Source organism: Azospirillum sp. UENF 112521 (assembly GCF_058780665.1).
The window spans coordinates 1,175,964-1,192,531 of the sequence record NZ_JBSNCI010000002.1 but is presented as its reverse complement, the minus strand read 5'-3'; the positions used below and the strand labels follow the sequence as shown (position 1 = coordinate 1,192,531).

General features: G+C 66.5%; 15 protein-coding genes. 5 read left to right on the top strand and 10 right to left on the bottom strand.

What is annotated here, in order from left to right; genetic code table 11:
* Positions 1-90: 90 nt before the first annotated feature.
* Both ACWPN8_RS07930 and parE read right to left on the bottom strand, forming a co-directional pair.
* Positions 91-951, bottom strand: a complete 861-nt coding sequence (locus ACWPN8_RS07930) for a hypothetical protein (protein WP_247873037.1) — start codon at positions 949-951, stop codon at positions 91-93.
* Positions 952-1,089: 138 nt separating this feature from the next.
* Entirely contained in the window at positions 1,090-3,078 is a 1,989-nt protein-coding gene (gene parE, locus ACWPN8_RS07925; RefSeq protein ID WP_109447397.1) for a DNA topoisomerase IV subunit B, read from the bottom strand.
* 108 nt (positions 3,079-3,186) lie between these two features.
* On the opposite strand from parE, the gene ACWPN8_RS07920 reads away from it, so the two are divergent.
* A complete protein-coding gene (locus ACWPN8_RS07920) occupies positions 3,187-3,582 on the top strand; it encodes an acyl-CoA thioesterase (RefSeq protein ID WP_109447399.1) in 396 nt (131 codons plus the stop codon).
* Positions 3,583-3,588: 6 nt separating this feature from the next.
* Here ACWPN8_RS07920 and ACWPN8_RS07915 read toward each other — a convergent pair whose 3' ends face one another.
* From ACWPN8_RS07915 to ACWPN8_RS07900, 4 genes are all read right to left on the bottom strand, one after another.
* Positions 3,589-4,056 (bottom strand): ArsC/Spx/MgsR family protein, encoded by a 468-nt coding sequence (locus ACWPN8_RS07915; protein ID WP_492241380.1) that lies wholly within the window; start codon positions 4,054-4,056, stop codon positions 3,589-3,591.
* Between the two features lie 117 nt (positions 4,057-4,173).
* Positions 4,174-5,202: an ABC transporter substrate-binding protein gene (locus ACWPN8_RS07910; protein WP_492240438.1), complete on the bottom strand. Its 1,029-nt coding sequence runs from the start codon at positions 5,200-5,202 to the stop codon at positions 4,174-4,176.
* A gap of 21 nt (positions 5,203-5,223) precedes the next feature.
* Entirely contained in the window at positions 5,224-6,024 is an 801-nt protein-coding gene (locus ACWPN8_RS07905) for an ABC transporter permease (protein WP_492240437.1), read from the bottom strand.
* Positions 6,025-6,031: 7 nt separating this feature from the next.
* Entirely contained in the window at positions 6,032-6,856 is an 825-nt protein-coding gene (locus ACWPN8_RS07900) for an ABC transporter ATP-binding protein (protein WP_109447407.1), read from the bottom strand.
* Between the two features lie 239 nt (positions 6,857-7,095).
* On the opposite strand from ACWPN8_RS07900, the gene ftsH reads away from it, so the two are divergent.
* The 4 genes from ftsH (at position 7,096) to ACWPN8_RS07880 (ending at position 12,369) form a co-directional block, all read left to right on the top strand.
* Complete coding sequence (ftsH, locus tag ACWPN8_RS07895) at positions 7,096-8,877, top strand: ATP-dependent zinc metalloprotease FtsH (protein ID WP_492240436.1); 1,782 nt, start codon at positions 7,096-7,098, stop codon at positions 8,875-8,877.
* A 176-nt stretch (positions 8,878-9,053) separates the two neighbouring features.
* Positions 9,054-9,800, top strand: a complete 747-nt coding sequence (locus tag ACWPN8_RS07890) for a substrate-binding periplasmic protein (protein ID WP_492240435.1) — start codon at positions 9,054-9,056, stop codon at positions 9,798-9,800.
* Positions 9,797-11,434, top strand: coding sequence for a SpoIIE family protein phosphatase (locus ACWPN8_RS07885; protein ID WP_492240434.1), 1,638 nt, complete (start codon positions 9,797-9,799; stop codon positions 11,432-11,434). Before ACWPN8_RS07890 ends, ACWPN8_RS07885 begins: the two co-directional genes overlap by 4 nt.
* Positions 11,435-11,607: 173 nt before the next feature.
* Positions 11,608-12,369 (top strand): response regulator transcription factor, encoded by a 762-nt coding sequence (locus tag ACWPN8_RS07880; RefSeq protein ID WP_492240433.1) that lies wholly within the window; start codon positions 11,608-11,610, stop codon positions 12,367-12,369.
* A 9-nt stretch (positions 12,370-12,378) separates the two neighbouring features.
* On the opposite strand, the gene ACWPN8_RS07875 is transcribed toward ACWPN8_RS07880, so the two are convergent.
* The 4 genes from ACWPN8_RS07875 to ACWPN8_RS07860 all read right to left on the bottom strand — a co-directional run bounded on the left by ACWPN8_RS07875 (position 12,379) and on the right by ACWPN8_RS07860 (position 16,286).
* Positions 12,379-13,428 carry a sensor histidine kinase gene (locus ACWPN8_RS07875; RefSeq protein ID WP_492240431.1) on the bottom strand — a complete coding sequence of 350 codons (1,050 nt, stop codon included), beginning with the start codon at positions 13,426-13,428 and terminating at the stop codon, positions 12,379-12,381.
* Positions 13,425-13,850 carry a DUF1987 domain-containing protein gene (locus ACWPN8_RS07870; protein ID WP_492240429.1) on the bottom strand — a complete coding sequence of 142 codons (426 nt, stop codon included), beginning with the start codon at positions 13,848-13,850 and terminating at the stop codon, positions 13,425-13,427. The genes ACWPN8_RS07875 and ACWPN8_RS07870 overlap by 4 nt, the downstream gene beginning before the upstream one ends.
* The gene (locus ACWPN8_RS07865; RefSeq protein WP_109447419.1) at positions 13,847-14,398 is read right to left on the bottom strand and encodes a SiaB family protein kinase; all 552 of its coding nucleotides are present in this window, start codon (positions 14,396-14,398) and stop codon (positions 13,847-13,849) included. Before ACWPN8_RS07865 ends, ACWPN8_RS07870 begins: the two co-directional genes overlap by 4 nt.
* Positions 14,399-14,516: 118 nt before the next feature.
* Complete coding sequence (locus ACWPN8_RS07860; RefSeq protein WP_492240427.1) at positions 14,517-16,286, bottom strand: hybrid sensor histidine kinase/response regulator; 1,770 nt, start codon at positions 16,284-16,286, stop codon at positions 14,517-14,519.
* Positions 16,287-16,568: the final 282 nt, after the last annotated feature.

Here is a 16,568-nt window from a genome sequence, read left to right as displayed (position 1 = left end):
TTGATGTGGCTGGCATCGGTATCGTTTGGCCGGATATGGGGTGCAGTTGCCACAAGGGCGAGTGCTCCCCTGCTCCGCCGACAGGCGCCGTCACACGTCTCTCAACCACTTTTCGGCGGCGCGGGCGATCAGGCCCGGATAGTCGGGACGTTCCGGACCTACAAGGGAAAGATCGAACTCCGCAACGATGCGCGCCACCGTCACGTCCGTCAATTCCAGCCCCAGCACGCGGGCGCGGCGGGCGATGGCGAGTTCCTGCCCCCAAACATAGACCTGGCGCGCGTCGGTGTTGCGCGCCATCACCCGGGATTGCTCCATCCGCTCGTCGCCGTTGATTGGCAGCCAGATGTCGGTCATCAGCATGTCGGCCGGGGTGCCGGAGCGATATTCCATCGCGTCGGCATTGACCACGTCGATCTTCGCCACGATGTCGGCCGAAAGCTGGTCGAACAGACCGATGAGCCGGTTCATCTCGATGACGTCGGGGTCCAGTTCGACAACGGTGACCCTCGTCACCTCCGGCTTCAGCGCCGCGTTCACCGCCGCCCAGCCCATGCCCATCCCCATCACCACCGTGTGGCCGGTGGCGGCGCGCACACCGATCTCCTGGCTTTCGATTTCCATCGGCGTCATCGACATCCAGGTTCGATAGTCCTGACCGACCTCGCGCCGGCTGAGAATCGCGGTATTCCTGGTCAGCCGGGCCGGATTCCAGTAGCCGGGACTCAGCAGGAGAGGAACCACCTGAAGCCGCCAGCGTCCAACCTCGCAGGATTGGTAATGCGGTATGAACAAGTCGGTGACGAAGGGAGTCAGCGGAGCCAGCGCATCCGCCAGAATTTCGGGAGGGATGGCGTCAACCGGGATATGTGTTCCGTCAGTTTCCGAGGGATACATGCGCCTCCTGGAGGAATTGGCTAAGTGACGAGAGAAAGTCTCGGGAATAGCCATTTCCAGAAGGATATATCGGTGGCACCTCGCTTCAACCGGGAACTTTTCACCGAATTTACCACCGGAAACCCGTGCCGCGATACGGGTTGGAACGCTTGAAAGACGGCTTTTGGGCGGAGGGAGTTAACCCTCCCCCCGTCACACGTCGATGTCGTCAGCCTTCACGAACTTGGCGTTATCCTGGATGAACTTGAAGCGCAGCTCCGGACGCTTGCCCATCAGATCCTCGACCAGCGACCGCGTGCGCTCGCATTCCGGCTTTTCCTCCGGGTCGGCGGCGTTGGGCACGACCACGCGCAGCAGCGAACGCTTGGACGGGTCCATCGTCGTGTCGCGCAGCTGGGCCGGCATCATCTCGCCCAGGCCCTTGAATCGGCTGATGTCGGGCTTCTTGCCCTTGAACATCTTCGACAGCAGCTCGTCCTTGTGGGCGTCGTCGCGGGCATAGACCTGCTTGTTGCCGTGGCTGAGACGGTAGAGCGGCGGCAGGGCAAGGTAGAGGTGGCCCTCCTGGATCAGCCCCGGCATCTCGCGGTAGAAGAAGGTCATCAGCAGCGAGGCGATGTGGGCGCCGTCGACGTCGGCGTCGGTCATGATGATGACCCGCTCGTAGCGCAGCTTGTCGGTCGAAAAATCCTTGCCGATGCCGCAGCCGAGCGCCTGGGTCAGGTCGTTCAGCTCCTGGTTGGCCTTCATCTTGTCGACCGACGCGCTGGCGACGTTCAGGATCTTGCCGCGGAGCGGCAGGATCGCCTGGGTCTCGCGCTGGCGGGCCTGCTTGGCGGAACCGCCGGCCGAATCGCCCTCCACCAGGAACAGCTCGGTGCCCTCGGGCGAGTTGCGCGAGCAGTCGGCCAGCTTGCCGGGCAGGCGCAGGCGGCGGGTCGCCGACTTGCGCGTCATCTCCTTGGACTGCTTGCGCCGCGCCCGCTCCTCGGCCTTTTCGATCAGCCGTTCCAGCAGGCCGTTGGCGCTCTGGGGATCGCCGGACAGCCAATGGTCGAAATGGTCCTTCACCGCGGTCTCGACGAGGCGCTGCGCCTCCGCCGTCACCAGCTTTTCCTTGGTTTGGCCCTGGAAATGCGGTTCACGGATGAAGACGGACAGCAGGACGCAGGCGTCGCCCATCACGTCGTCGGCGGTGACCTGTCCGGCCCGCTTGTTATTGGTCAGCTCGCCATAGGCCTTCAGGCCGCGGGTCAGCGCGGTGCGCAGGCCGGCCTCGTGCGTGCCGCCCTGCGGGGTCGGCACGGTGTTGCAGTAGGTGTGCGAGAAGCCTTCGTCATCGTCGGGCCACGCCACCGCCCATTCCACCCGGCCCTGGCCGTTGGGGAAGTCGAGCGCTCCGGAGAAGGGCAAGCGCGTCAGCGTCTTGCGGTCCTTCAGCGCGGCGGTCAGGTAATCCTGAAGGCCGCCGGGGAAATGCAGCGTTTCCGAGGCCGGGGTGGTGGCGTCGACCGACAGCAGGGCCGGATCGCAGCTCCACCGGATCTCCACGCCGCGGTAGAGATAGGCCTTGGAGCGCGCCAGCCGGTACAGCCGGTGCGGTTCGAAATGAGCGGTCTCGCCGAAGATTTCCGGGTCGGCGTGGAAGCGGATGGTGGTGCCGCGCCGGTTGACGTTGCCGCGATGGGCCAGCGGCCCCTGCGGCAGGCCGCGGCTGTATTCCTGCACGTAGAGCTGCTTTTCGCGGGCGATCTCGACGGTCAGCCGGTCCGACAGAGCGTTGACCACCGACAGGCCGACGCCGTGCAGGCCGCCCGAGGTCTGGTAGACCTTGTTGGAGAATTTGCCGCCGGAGTGCAGCGTGGTCATGATGACCTCCAGCGCCGACTTGCCCGGATATTTCGGGTGGTCGTCGATGGGGATGCCGCGCCCGTTGTCGCGCACCATCACCGTATAGTCGGCGGTCAGCTCCAGGTCGATTCGGCTGGCATGTCCGGCCACCGCCTCGTCCATGGCGTTGTCCAGGACCTCGGCCACCAGATGGTGCAGCGCGCGGTCGTCGGTGCCGCCGATATACATGCCCGGCCGGCGCCGGACAGGCTCCAGCCCCTCCAGAACCTCGATGTCCTGGGCGGAATAGCTGTCGGCCTTGGGGGCCGTGTTCTCGAAAAGATCGCTCATGACGGGATGATAGGAATTTCGTCAGGGGTGCGCAAGCGCATCCTGGGCCGCTTATACTGCGTCGCCACATGGTTTTGTGGGCGAAATTTTTTTGACGCCGGAGGAAGCATGAGCGCAGCGGACGGATATGACTTCGACAACGGCCCTGCCCTGCGGGCCATCGCGATGCCGGCGGACACCAATCCGAACGGCGACATCTTCGGCGGATGGCTGCTGGCGCAGATGGATCTGGCCGGCGGGACGGTGGCGGTGCGGCGCAGCCATGGCCGCGTCGCCACCGTCGGGATCGAGGCGATGACCTTCCACAAGCCGGTCTTCGTCGGTGACGAGGTCAGCTGCTTCGCCCGGATCGAAAAGGTCGGCCGCACCTCGATCCGCATCCGCGTCGAAACCTGGGTGCGGCGCGAACGGTCCGGCTCCGACCCGATTAAGGTGACGGAGGGCATGTTCACCTATGTCGCCATCGGCGAGGACCGCAAGCCGCGCGAAGTGCCGCCGGAGTAAGCAGCCTCAGGCTGCCGGCGCCTTGACGAAATGCTGGTGTCCGTGGTCGCACTGGCCGCGGGCATGCTTGTCGTCGCAGCTTTCGGCGGAGGTCAGGCCGATCCAGCCGTGGAGAGTGGTGGGGTCGAAACCGGCCTCGCGGCGGTCGCCGACCTGGATCAGCGGACGGCGGATCAGGTCGCGGTCGGCCAGCATCGCCGCCAGCGCGGCGGGCTCGTCGAGGGCGCCGGGCGTCACGGCACCGGATTTCACCGCGGCGGCACGGCGGTTGAACCAGGCATCGACCTCCTTGCCGCCAAAGAAGGCACGCAGTTCCGCGGCAGTCAGGTCGGCAGTGGCGAGGTCGCGGTCCACCAGCGTGTGGCCGGCGGCGGCCAACTGCTGTTTCTGCTTGGCGTTCGCCGGGCAACCGGCCAGTCCGTAGAAAATCACTTCGGCCATGGGACACTCCGCTGCTGGATGGGCGGTCCTGATCCGGGAGCAATCAGGACCGATTTCGTCCAGTCTAACGGCGGCGCAGCATGAAAAAGGGCGCGACAGAATGCCGCGCCCACATTTTTCCTATGGGTATTCCGGAGCGAGCCCGGCAACTCAGTTCTGGAGGCGCTTCAGTGCATCCTCGACATACTGGTTGGTGTAGGTTTTGGACAGGTCGATGCTGGCGGACGCAACCGCCGGGTCGAAGGCCTTCAGCACCTTCAGGGCCGCGTCGGCACCCTCCTGGGTGAAGCGGCCGTCCGGCGAGTAGGTCGGCTTGGAATGCTCGAAGGCCTGGGCGTAGAGCGACTTGTTGCCCAGGAAATACTCCTCCGGCAGCACCTTCAGCACGTCGTCCGTGCTGGCCTTGTTCAGCCACAGCATGGTGCGGACGAAGACGTCGGCCAGCGCCTGGGTGGTCTTCGGGTTCTCCTTGATGAAGTCCGGCTTCATGTAGAGCACGGCGGCGGGATAGGGGCCGCCATAGACGTCCATCGTGCCCTTCTCGGTCCGGGTGTCGGCCAGGATGGTGATGTCGCCGTCGGCCTGGGCCTGGCTGATCACCGGGTCGAGATTGACGATGGCGTCGATCTCGCCGCGCTTGATCGCCGCGATGGCGCTGGGGCCGCCGCCGACGCCGATGACCGAGGCATCCTCAGGCTTCAAGCCGAGCGAAGTCAGCACATGGTTCAGCATGAAGTTGGTCGAGGAGCCGGGAGCGGTGACGCCGACCTTCTTGCCCTTCAGGTCCTGCACCGACTTGACGGTGCCGGACTTGTTGACCGACGCCAGCACGATGCCGGGATAGCGGCCGAGCTGCGTCACCGCGACGATGGGCTGGCCCTTGGCCTGCATCTGGATGGTGTGGTCGTAGGCGCCGGTCACGACATCGGCGGAGCCGCCGACGAGGGCCTGGAGGCTCTTGGCCCCGCCGCCGAAGTCGCTGACCTCAACGTTAAGCCCGGCGTCCTTGAAATAGCCCAGCCGCTCGGCCAGCGTCAGCGGGAGGTAATAAAGCAGCGGCTTGCCGCCGACGGCGATCTTGATGTCGGTCTTTTCGAGTTTCTGCTGGGCTGCGGCCAGCCCGGCCGTCCCAAGAGTGAGAGCGACCGCGGCGGCCGCGATCAGCGATTTGAGTTTCATGGGTTTCCTCCCTTTTGAATTTCAATGCTGCCCGGCGCCGGTGTCCTGCGGGCGCCAGTGCAAAAGCCGTTTCTCGATCATGGTGACGGCGGCATCGATCAGGACGACGAAGATCGTCAGCACCAGCATGCCGGAGAAGACGCCGACCGTGTCGAACACGCCTTCCGCCTGATGGATGCGGTAGCCGAGTCCGGCGGCGGAGCCCAGATACTCGCCCACCACCGCGCCGACCATGGCGAAGCCGACGGCGGTGTGCAGTGAGGAGAAGACCCAGGACAGGGCCGAGGGCAGATAGACATGGCGGAACAGGTCGCGGGAGCTGGCGCCCAGCATGCGGGCGTTGGACAGCACCACCGGGCTGACCTCCTTCACGCCCTGGTAGACGTTGAAGAAGACGATGAAGAAGACCAGCGTCACCCCCAGCGCCACCTTCGACCAGATGCCGAGCCCGAGCCACAGCGCGAAGATCGGCGCCAGCACCACGCGGGGCAGCGCGTTGACCGCCTTGATGTAGGGGTCGAAGACGACGGAGACCAACGGCGCGCGGGCGAACCAGAAGCCGAAGGCGATGCCGGCCACCGTGCCGATGATGAAGGCCAGCGCGGTCTCCAGCAGCGTGATGCCGAGATGGTACCAGATGACGCCCGACGCGAAGTCGGCCCAGGTGCGGGCCAGCACCGCCCCCGGCGTGCCGAAGAAGAAGGGGCTGAGGATCTTGGTGTCTGTCAGGACATGCCAGATCAGGAAGAAAGCGATCAGGACAGCCAGCTGCAGCAGCAGGATGACCGGACGGCTGGGCAGGCGTTTGGCGTGGGATCTCATGATGTCGTCACCGCAGCTTGGTCTGGGCGTAGCCCTTCAGCACCTCGTCGCGCAGTTGCGCCCAGATCTCCTGGTGCAAGGCGAGGAACTGCGGGGTCATGCGGATTTCCGCCACGTCGCGCGGCCGGTCGAGGCCGATGCGGTATTCGCCGATCAGCCGCGATCCCGGCCCGGCAGACAGCACCAGCACCCGGTCGGACATGGCGATGGCCTCCTCCAGGTCGTGGGTGATGAAGACCACCGACTTGCGGTCGGCCGCCCACAGGTCGAGCAGCTCGTTCTCCATCATCTGGCGGGTCTGGACGTCGAGCGCCGAGAAAGGCTCGTCCATCAGGATGATCTTCGGATCGACGATCAGCGTCTGGGCCAGCGCCACGCGCTTGCGCATGCCGCCGGAAAGCTGGTGCGGAAAGCGGTTGCCGAACCCTTCCAGCCCGACGCGCGACAGCCAGGGCAGCGCGCGCTCCCGCGCCTCCGCCTTCGACACGCCGCGGAACTCCAGCCCGGCGGCGACATTGTCGAGCGCCGACTTCCAGGGCATCAGCGCCTCGGCCTGGAACATGTAGCCGGCCTTGGGATTGATGCCGGTCACCGGCTGCCCGAAGGAGAGCGCGCGGCCCTCGCTGGGCTTCAGCAGGCCGGCGGCGACGTTGAGCATCGTCGATTTGCCGCTGCCGGTCGGGCCGACGATCGACACGAACTCCCCGTCGGCCACGGTGAAGCTGGCGCCCTGGACGGCGGTGTAGGAACGTCCCCGGCCGTCGGGTGAGGGAAAGGTGCAGGTCACGCCTTCCAGCTGGAGGGCGGGCGCCGCGGCGGCGGCCTCGGCCATGTCGGTGTGGTCCTTATCGTTCGGGCGGTATGCTTTGGTTGGAGGACCATACTGTCCGAAGAGAAGCCTATCGGCAACCGATTGAGATCTCCGTAGAATCCGAAAGGAGCCATTCCGGAAATGCACCGCTTACGGTGTCAAAGAAGAGACGCGGGGCCTTATCGGTTGCCGCCATGCCCTGCCCTCCAGCATCAATGGCATAGATCGAAAGCCAGTCCTTTTCCCTTTGCGGAGCCGACATGCCCACGCTGCCGAAACGCCCGTTGATCGCACTTGCTGTCCTGGCCGCCCTGCTTGCCGTGTGGCTCGGCTTCGCCGCCTGGTACGATCACCACCAGCGGGCGGATGAACGGCCGGCCACCTACAGCGCGCTGATCGAACAGGCCGGGCGCGGCGAACTCGGCTCGATCACCTTCGCCAACGGCACCGGCCATGCGGTCGGTACGGACGGCAGCCGCTACCGTGTCGTCATGCCGGTGACCGACGATCTGCTGAAGGAGATGCGGGCCCACAAGGTCGCCATCGCCTTCGACGAGGGTCCCGGCGGGCTGATGGCGCAGACGGTGGGCGTGCTGGACCGTACCGCTCCCTTCGTGGTGGTGGCGCTGCTGATCGGCGGGCTGCTGATGAGCGGCGGGCAGTTCTTCGGCATGGGCCGCGCCACCCGCGTGCGGCCGGAGGACACCAAGACCGTCTTCGCCGACGTGGCCGGCGTGGACGAGGCCAAGGAGGAGCTGCGCGAGACGGTACAGTTCCTGAAGGACCCGCGCCGCTTCGCCATGGCCGGTGCGCGCGTGCCGAAGGGCATCCTGCTGGTCGGCCCGCCCGGTACCGGCAAGACCATGCTGGCCAAGGCGGCGGCGGGCGAGGCCGGCGTCCCCTTCTTCGCCGCGTCGGGATCGGATTTCGTCGAGATGTTCGTCGGGCTGGGTGCTGCGCGCGTGCGCAGCCTGTTCAAGACCGCCCGTGCCAACGCCCCCTGCATCCTGTTCATCGACGAGATCGACGCGCTGGCCGGCAAGCGCGGCGAATCGACCAGCCATTCCGAGCGCGAGCAGACGCTGAACCAGCTGCTGGTCGAGATGGACGGCATCGTCGAGGGTGGCGAGGTGGTGGTGATCGCCGCCACCAACCGGTCGGAGATGCTGGACCCCGCCGTGCTGCGCCCCGGCCGCTTCGACCGCCACATCCATGTCAGCCTGCCCGACGTTGCCGGGCGCGAGGCCATCCTCGGCGTTCATGCCGGGCGCCTGACGCTGGCCCCCGACGTCTGCGCCCGCACGGTGGCGCGCGGCACGCCGGGCTTCTCCGGCGCGGAGTTGGCCAACCTGACCAACGAGGCGGCGCTGTCGGCGGCGCGCCAGGGCCGCGTCATCGTCACCATGGCCGATTACGAGGCCGCCAAGGACCGCGTGCTGATGGGCACCGAGCGCCGCAGCCTCGCCCTGACGGCGCACGAGCGGCGGCTGATCGCGGTGCATGAGGCCGGCCACGCGCTGGTGTCGCTGCGCTGCCCGCAGGCCGACCCGATCCACAAGGCCACCATCATCCCGCGCGGCGGCGCGCTGGGCATGGTGGTGCGTCTGCCGGAGGGCGACCGCGTCTCGGTCTCGCGCGCCAAGCTGATGGCCGACATCGCCGTCGCAATGGCCGGCCGCGCGGCGGAAGAGATCGCCTTCGGCGCCGATCAGGTCACCACCGGGGCCGAGGCCGACTTCCGTGCCGCCACCGACCTGGCGCGGCGGATGGTCACCGCCTGGGGAATGAGCGAGGAGATCGGCTTCGTCGCCCATGCGGCGGCGGAGCCCGGAGCCCGGTCCGAACGGACGGCATGGCGCATCGATGAGGAGGTCCGGCGCATCACCGACGAAGGCATGGACCATGCCCGCCGCCTGCTGCGCACCGACCGCTCCGCCCTGGACGGCATCGCCCAGGCCCTGCTGGAGCGCGAGACCCTGACCGGCGGCGAGATTGCCGCGCTGGCCGACGCCCAGACGGAAAGGGCCACCGAGGCGGCTTAAGACCCCGAGAGAAAGTTACCGAGCCGGAACGAATATCTGCCCGGACTTGATAAGGAAATGTCCCGCATTGCGGGGTGAGTGCATACCGGGGTAGACTAGCCCTGTTCTGTTCGAGGTAGCACGAGAGGGGCGCAATGTCGGGGCCGATATCCCGCCGGACGGTTCTTGGAACCGCCTTGCCCTTTCTCTGCAGCTTTCCGCTCCTCGGGTTTCGGCCGGCCCCGGCACACGCGACGGCCACGGTCGTCCAGGTCGGCGCCTATGAGTTCCCGCCCTATGTCGACGAAACCGGCGGCGGCATCACCCGCGACTTTCTGGAACTGCTGAACGGCGCGCAGGGTGAATTCCGGTTCGAGACGGTCAGGACCGCCCCGCAGCGCCGTTACGAGGATCTGGAACAGGGGCGGTTCGACATGATCGCCTTCGAGTGCCGCAATTGGGGCTGGCAGGACCGTCCGGTCGACGCCACCCGCCCCTTTCTGCGCGACGCGGAGGTGTTCATCGCCAGGGCGGCGCCGGGGATCGACCAGAATTATTTCGACGATCTGAACGGGAAGACGATTCTCGGACGGCTCGGCTATCACTATGCCTTCGCCGGCTTCGATGCCGACCCCAAGCGGCTGGAGCAGCGCTATCGCACCCGCGTCACGGTGACGCATGAGGGCAATGTCCGCAGCGTCGTCGCCGGGCGGGCCGACCTGGCCATCGTCACCCGATCCTTCCTGACCCGTTTCCTGCAGCGCGAACCGGATCTGGCCCGGCAGATCCTGGTCTCCGACCGCACCGATCAGATTTACGAGCACACCATCCTGATCCGGCACGGTGCGGCGCTCACCACCGGCTGGCTCAATGCGCTGCTCGACCGTCTGGAGGCGGACGGGCGCCTGGAAACCCTCTGGCGGCGCAGCGGAATCCTGTCTTGAAACGGCGATCCTCCCTGCTTGCGCGGGTGGCCGGGGCCATCCTGCTGACGACGGCAAGCATCGGCACCATCGCGATGCTGCTGTCGGCGCAGATCGTCGAAGGACAGCGCCATCAGGATCTGCTGCGGCGGGCCGAGCTGGTCGCCGCCACCCAGGCCGACGCGCTCAGCGGCTTCGTCTGGGAAATGGACAACCGCAGCGCCCAGCGCATGATCGAGGCGCTGACCGCCCGCGATCCGGCGATCCTCTCCATTTCCGTCTTCGAGACGGACCGGGAGCAACCGCTGGCACGGACCGTGGTCGGAAAAACCACAGGAAAGGCCGAGGATACCGACGGCATCGTCACCGTCGAACGCCCCATCCTTCTGCACGGGCGTGAAGGGCGGGTGCAGACGGTCGGGCATCTCAGCATCGCCTATTCGACGGCCGAGGTGCGGCAAGCCACGCTGGATGCGCTGATCCCGGTCGCCGGGCTGCTTCTGCTGTCGCTGCTGGGGGCGATGGCGGCGCTGGGGCTGACGCTGAACCGGATGGTTCTGCGTCCGCTGCGCCGCCTGACGCAGTTGGCCGGCGCCATGGCGCGCGGAGAATACGGCGCCCGCATGGATGCCGGGCGGAGCGACGAGATCGGTGTGCTTGCCGATGGCTTCAACCGGATGGCGGCGACGGTGCAGGACCACACCAGCACCCTGGAAAGCCGGGTCCGCGACCGGACGGAGGCGCTGGCCGCCACCAACCGCGCCATCATGGACAGCATCAACTACGCCCAGCTGATCCAGTCGGCCATCCTGCCGTCAGCCGGCACGCTGTCGGCCGGCTTGACCGAACATTTCGTTCTGTGGCGCCCGCGCGACGTGGTCAGCGGCGACTTCTATGTCTGCCGCGAGGTCGAGGACGGATTCGTGGTCGCGGTGGCCGACTGCACCGGCCATGGCGTCCCCGGCGCCTTCATGACCATGACCGCCAGCGCGATCCTCAACAATGTGCTGGACCAGCTTGGCGCAGCGGACCCGGCCGCGGTGCTTGCCGCCGTCGACCGCAAGGTCCGCGCCGCCCTGCACCAAGAGGAGGAAGCGCGCGGCGGAGCCGACTGCTTCGACAACGGCCTCGACCTGGGGCTGTGCCACATCCGGCCGGCCGCGGGCAAACTGGTCTTTGCCGGCGCCCGTATCCCGCTGCTGGTCGTTGCCGAGGGCGGCGTGGACGGCAGCGTGGACGGCGGGGTGGACTGCGGCGTGACGGAACTGCGGGGCAACCGCCGCAGCCTGGGCTATCGTCCGAGCGCATTTCACGCGACCGGCAGAGAGCCGGTCGGCGGTGGCGCCGAGTTGCCCTTCACCAACCACAGCGTTGCCCTGCGGCCCGGCCAGACCTTCCTGATGAGCACCGACGGGCTGGTCGACCAGAATGGCGGGGAGCGGGGACGCAGCTTTGGCCGAATCAGGCTGCACGAGCTGTTGAGCCAAGGCGCCCACACGCCACTCGACCGTCTGAAGACCGATGTGGAAAGCTCGCTCGACCGGTTCCAGTGCGGCCGCGAACAGCGTGACGACATCACCCTGTTCGGTTTCCGCGTGCGGCTGACGGACGCAGTCGCCGTCTCCAGCACAGGGTCCGGCCGCCGGGCGGCGTAAAAGTCCTGGACCGATTGTGCGTATCTGTTACAGACATGTCATATATTGTGACGGGTTGTGACGCACACGCAGCGGGAGCAGCGGGAGCAGCGGCTACCTCTCAAGTTTGTTTTAAAATTTAGGCATTCCGGGGTATGTTGCACCCGCTGGAGTGGTGATAGGGAGAACACGGCATGGCCGGTCCGACGATCGTCGTGGTCGAAGATGAGAATTCTTTGCGGTCCGACATGGTGGAGTATCTGTCGAGCTGCGGATTCGATGCCATCGGCGCACGGGACGGGACGGAACTGGACCGGCTGTTGCAGACCCGCACCGCCGCCATCGTCATCCTGGATGTCAATCTGCCCGACGAGGATGGGTTCAAGATCGCCGCCCGGCTGCGCGACCATCATGGCGCCGGCATCATCATGGTCACCGCCCGCAGTTCGACGGTCGACCGCATCGTCGGGCTGGAGATCGGCGCCGACGCCTATCTGGTGAAGCCGGTCGAGCTTCGCGAACTGGAAGCGCAGGTGAAGTCGCTGCTGCGGCGGCTGAGCGAGCGCGCCGCGGAGTTGGCCGCCCAGTCCGCCAACGGTGTGGCGTCCGGCGAGGCCGCCGGCGACGGGGCGGACGAGGCGCGCTGGTCGCTGGACCCGACGGAATGGAGCCTGACCAACCCCGCCGGCATCCGCATCAGCCTGACCAGCATGGAGATGAAGCTGACCAGCCTGCTCGCCGCCCAGGCACGCAAGCCGGCGACCCGCGACCAGATCTCGCAGGCCTTGTACAATCGCCGCTGGAACCCGGAAGACCGCTCCATCGACACCGTTGTCGGCCGCCTGCGCCACAAGGTGGAGGGCGCCATCGGCGGTCCTGCGCCGCTGAAGTCGGTGCATGGCGTCGGTTACGTGTTCTCCGCCCCGATCCGGGTGGTCGGGACGGGCCAGGGCTGAGTCCCGGCTCTACATCGTCAGAGCCTCGACCGGCAGTTCGCGGTCGGGTGTCCGGCGTGGGAACTGCAGGGTGAAACTGGTGCCCAGGTCGGGCGCGCTTAACACCGTGATCGAGCCCATCAGAACACCGACCACCAGATTGTGGACGATGTGGAGCCCAAGCCCGCTGCCGCCGCGACCGCGCCTGGTGGTGAAGAAGGGCTCGAACACCCGGGCACTGTGCTCCTCGCTCATGCCGCGGCCATTGTCGGCGAAGCACATGCGGACGGTGTCGGCGTCCGGACAATCCACCGTGATCGCCATCCCCCCTGCCTGCCCGTCGACGAAGGCATGGGTCAGCGCATTCATCACCAGATTCGACAAAATCTGCGACAGCACGCCGGGATAGCTGTCCAGTTCCAGGTCGGCGGGGCAATAGACCGCCACCGCATGGCCCGATGGCCGGAACTTGGGCTGAAGGCTGACCAGCGTGTCCTGGATATAGGCGGCGAGATTGACGGTTCGCCGGACCGCGCTGGCGCGGTCCACCGCCACCTGCTTGAAGCCGGCGATCAACTGAGACGCCCTTTCGCAATTGCCGAGGATCAGATCGGTGGTGTCGACCGCCGTCGCGAGGTAGCGGGCGAACTCCGCCTTGCCCAAGGTCCCGTCGTCTGCGCGCCGGCGCATCGCCTGGGTGGCGTCGGCCAGATGCGAGGCGCAGGACACGGCGATGCCGACCGGCGTGTTGATCTCATGGGCGACGCCGGCGACCAGCGCGCCGAGCGACGCCAGCTTCTCCGACTGGACCATCGCCTCCTGCGCCTCGCGCAGGTGATCGAGTGCCGCCTCCGCCTCGCTGCGCTGGCGATCCAACTCGTGGATGGCGTCGCTCAATTGGGCCTGCAACCGGTCGCTGACCCGCACAAGCCGCTGCTGCTCCCGCGTGCTGAGCTCAAAGGCGGCGATCAGGTCGCGGAATTCGGGTAGGCAGTCCGGCGCCAGCGTGCCCAGCCTCGTTTCCAGAGCGCGGGCCTTGGCGAGGGCCTCCTCCTCCGCGGCGAAGAGATTGAAGCTCATGGCGGGCCGCCGGCGGGCATCTCCCGCATCTGGAAGACGACGTGCCGCAAATCCTCCGCGAAATCCTCGCCCAGTTCGCGCATGGACTCGTCACTCTCCTCGACGCACCATGTCAGCGTCACCGGCCGCCCGCCCTTGGCCACCGTCTCGAGCATCTGGAAAATGTTCATCAGCGCCTTGGCACTGGAGCTGTTGAAGTAGAGAAGCTCCATGTCGAAGCGGATGGGACCGCCATCTGGATCGCCGAGAAAGCCGCGCAGCGCCTCGAATACCGGGCCGAAGAACGCTGCGACATCGTCGGGATAGGACTCGCCGGTCATCCGCAGATGGCCGCTGGCGAAATCGAACGACACGCCCGGCGTCCGTCCGGTGGCGGGAATGGTCAGGCAGCCCATCGCGTGGTGCTCGGCCCGGACGTTCATACGCTGACCTTGAGGCAGAAGAAGCTGCGGTCGGCGTCCATCGCGTTGAAATCGTAATCGATGGGATCGCTGGCCCGCCGGGCGATCTCGATCAATCCCAGCGTGGCGCCGCGGCTGCCGTCGTCCGGCTCCTCGCGAAGCTGTTCGCGGTAGTAGGTCTTGATGCCGTCGCGATCCAGGCTCTTCAGATGGTCGAGCCGTTCCTTCAGACGGGGCACTTCGCTGTTGCGCACGGTGTTGCCGCAGACGATGAAGACCTTGCCGCGTTCCATGCCGATGGTGACCATTCCGGCGCTGAGTTCCACCGCGCGGCCGGCGGTGCCGGACACCTTCTCCGCCGAGTAGCGGATGATGTTCTGCATCTGCTCGACGAAGACGGAGAAGACACGGCGGATGGTGGGTCCGTCGGCTGCTTCCAAGGCCATCTTCTCGCGCAGAGCCTCACCCAGGGAATAAAGTATCCCCTCCGACAAATAACCGCTGAAAGAGAACACGATCCCCTTGTCGTCGAGATCGCGCTTAATCGACGCATATTGCTGGGCAAGCATGGCTGTAGCCTGAGGTTCCACGGATACCGGGGTTCCGCCCGACTATGTCACCTCCTATGACAAAGGGCCACAGACTTTCGGAGAGGCGACATGGAAGCAGGCGCGCCAACGCGTTGCATCACACCGGCACCACGATCCGGAAGGTCGAGCCCTTCCCCGGCACACTGTCGACGGCGACCGCGCCGCCATGCAGCAGGGCGATCTGCTGGACGGTGTGCAGCCCGATGCCGGTGCCCGGCACTCCGGAGGCGCCGGTCCCGCGGAAGAAGCGGTCGAACAGGCGCGGAAGCTCCACCTCTGGAATGCCGCGGCCATGGTCCGTCACCTCGATCACCGCCATGGCGCCGTCGGTGTCGCCGCTGAGGAGGATCGGCCCACCCGGTCCGGAATATTTGAGGGCGTTGTTGACCAGATTGCTGATCACCAGACCGATCAGGTTGGCGTCGATCTCCGCCCGCGGCGGCAAGCGGTCCAAGGTCAGCCGGAACTCGCGGTCGGGGTAGGCGACGCGGAAAGGCTGGACGACGGTGCGGATCAGGTCCGGCAGATCGATTTCGGCCCGCTCCACGACGAGGGCGTTGCTCTGCAGCCGCTCGTCGGTCAGATGGGAGTCGATCAGGCCGGTCAGGCGCTGCACGCTGCCGCGGATCACCGCCAGCCGTTCCAGCATCTCCGGCTCCACCTGCCCGGCCCGCATCGCCAGCAGTTGGGCGGCGCTGTCGATGATGGCGAGCGGCGTGCGGAATTCGTGGCTGACCATGCCCAGGAACTGGCGCTGCTGGTCGCGCGCCAGCAGTTCGCGCTCCAGCGCCCGTTCCACCCGCTCCTTCGCCAGGATCAGCGCCTTCTGGTTGGCGGCCAGTTCCAGCGTGCGATCCTCCACCCGCTGTTCCAGCGAGCGGTTCAGCGCCATCAGTTCCTCATACAGGCAGACATTGTCGAACCCGATGGCGACGCGGTTGCAGAACAGCTCCAGCAGGCGGTGCTCGTCGGCGACATAGGGCTCCGTCCGTTCCAGCCGGAAGACAGTCACGCCATGCTCGCGCGTGCGGAAAACCAGGACGCAATGGTCGTCACTGTAGAGGTTGGACTGGGTGGCGAGCGCAGTTGCCACCTCCGCGGCGGCGGTGGCAGTCAGGACGTCGCCCACCGGCATGCCGATGCTGTCGGCGAACGGACCCAGCCCGGCGACGATTTCGTCGGTCAGGCCGCCGTCGGCACGCGCAACCGGCCGGCAGGCCAGCACCGCCGGCGCGGCGCCGTGATCGACGACGCGGGCGATCTGCTCCGCCAGCCGTTGGACGAAGCTGCGCATCGGCCGCATCTCGAACAGCGGGGCCGATGCGCTGAGGATCCGTTCCAGCCCCTGCCTGTTGCGCTCGATCGTCACGATGTCGCGCCAGGCGCGCAACGCGCTGACCAGGGTGGTGAAAAGACGCTGGGCGGTCAGCTCGCTCTTGGCTTTGTAATCGTTGATGTCATAGCCGACGATGACGTCGCGTTCCGGCGCCTGTCCCGGCTGGCCTGTGCGCAGGATGATGCGCATGCGGTGGTTGCCCAGTTCCTCCCGGATGTGGCGGACCAGTTTCAGGCCGGCATCCTCCGTCTCCATCACCACGTCGAGCAGGGCAATGGGCAGGTCCGGCCGCCGGGCGAGGACCGCCTTCGCCTCCTCCGCCGACAGCGCGCTCACCACCTCGAACGGGCGTCCGTCGAAATCAAAGTCGCGCAGCAGAACCGCGGTCATGGCATGGACCTGGGGATCGTCGTCCACCACCAGAACGGGCCAGGGCAGCCCGGAGGGCCGCTGGGGCGTCGCCACCGTTACGGCGCTGTCTTCCGGGCCGAACAGCAGCTCGTCGTCCAGCCCACCGACCATCCCCATCATCCGCCGCCCCCACACCACTGCGCATGACCGCCCTCACCGCAGCACAATGGAACCACCGTCCGGTGCCTGTTCCAAGTCAGATCGGACGAATCGACAACATTCGTTTCAATTTGTCGCATATGAGCGAACAGCGCTGTGTCAGTTCGTCAATGTTTTGCAAGAGTTCATTGCCCAGACACACAACGGAAGCTGTGCAAAGGACGGAGCGGGTGCGACACTGATCACGGGATGGTTGCCCACCAGGAGAGAGGATGGAGGATTCCTTTGTCCATGCTGCGGGGA

Coding starts and splice junctions, on each gene's coding strand:
- ACWPN8_RS07930 (WP_247873037.1), bottom strand. CDS start 951: ATGGCTATTCCCGAGACTTTCTCTCGTCACTTAGCCAATTCCTCCAGG.
- parE (WP_109447397.1), bottom strand. CDS start 3,078: ATGAGCGATCTTTTCGAGAACACGGCCCCCAAGGCCGACAGCTATTCC.
- ACWPN8_RS07920 (WP_109447399.1), top strand. CDS start 3,187: ATGAGCGCAGCGGACGGATATGACTTCGACAACGGCCCTGCCCTGCGG.
- ACWPN8_RS07910 (WP_492240438.1), bottom strand. CDS start 5,202: ATGAAACTCAAATCGCTGATCGCGGCCGCCGCGGTCGCTCTCACTCTT.
- ACWPN8_RS07905 (WP_492240437.1), bottom strand. CDS start 6,024: ATGAGATCCCACGCCAAACGCCTGCCCAGCCGTCCGGTCATCCTGCTG.
- ACWPN8_RS07900 (WP_109447407.1), bottom strand. CDS start 6,856: ATGGCCGAGGCCGCCGCCGCGGCGCCCGCCCTCCAGCTGGAAGGCGTG.
- ftsH (WP_492240436.1), top strand. CDS start 7,096: ATGCCCACGCTGCCGAAACGCCCGTTGATCGCACTTGCTGTCCTGGCC.
- ACWPN8_RS07880 (WP_492240433.1), top strand. CDS start 11,608: ATGGCCGGTCCGACGATCGTCGTGGTCGAAGATGAGAATTCTTTGCGG.
- ACWPN8_RS07875 (WP_492240431.1), bottom strand. CDS start 13,428: ATGAGCTTCAATCTCTTCGCCGCGGAGGAGGAGGCCCTCGCCAAGGCC.
- ACWPN8_RS07870 (WP_492240429.1), bottom strand. CDS start 13,850: ATGAACGTCCGGGCCGAGCACCACGCGATGGGCTGCCTGACCATTCCC.
- ACWPN8_RS07865 (WP_109447419.1), bottom strand. CDS start 14,398: ATGCTTGCCCAGCAATATGCGTCGATTAAGCGCGATCTCGACGACAAG.
- ACWPN8_RS07860 (WP_492240427.1), bottom strand. CDS start 16,286: ATGATGGGGATGGTCGGTGGGCTGGACGACGAGCTGCTGTTCGGCCCG.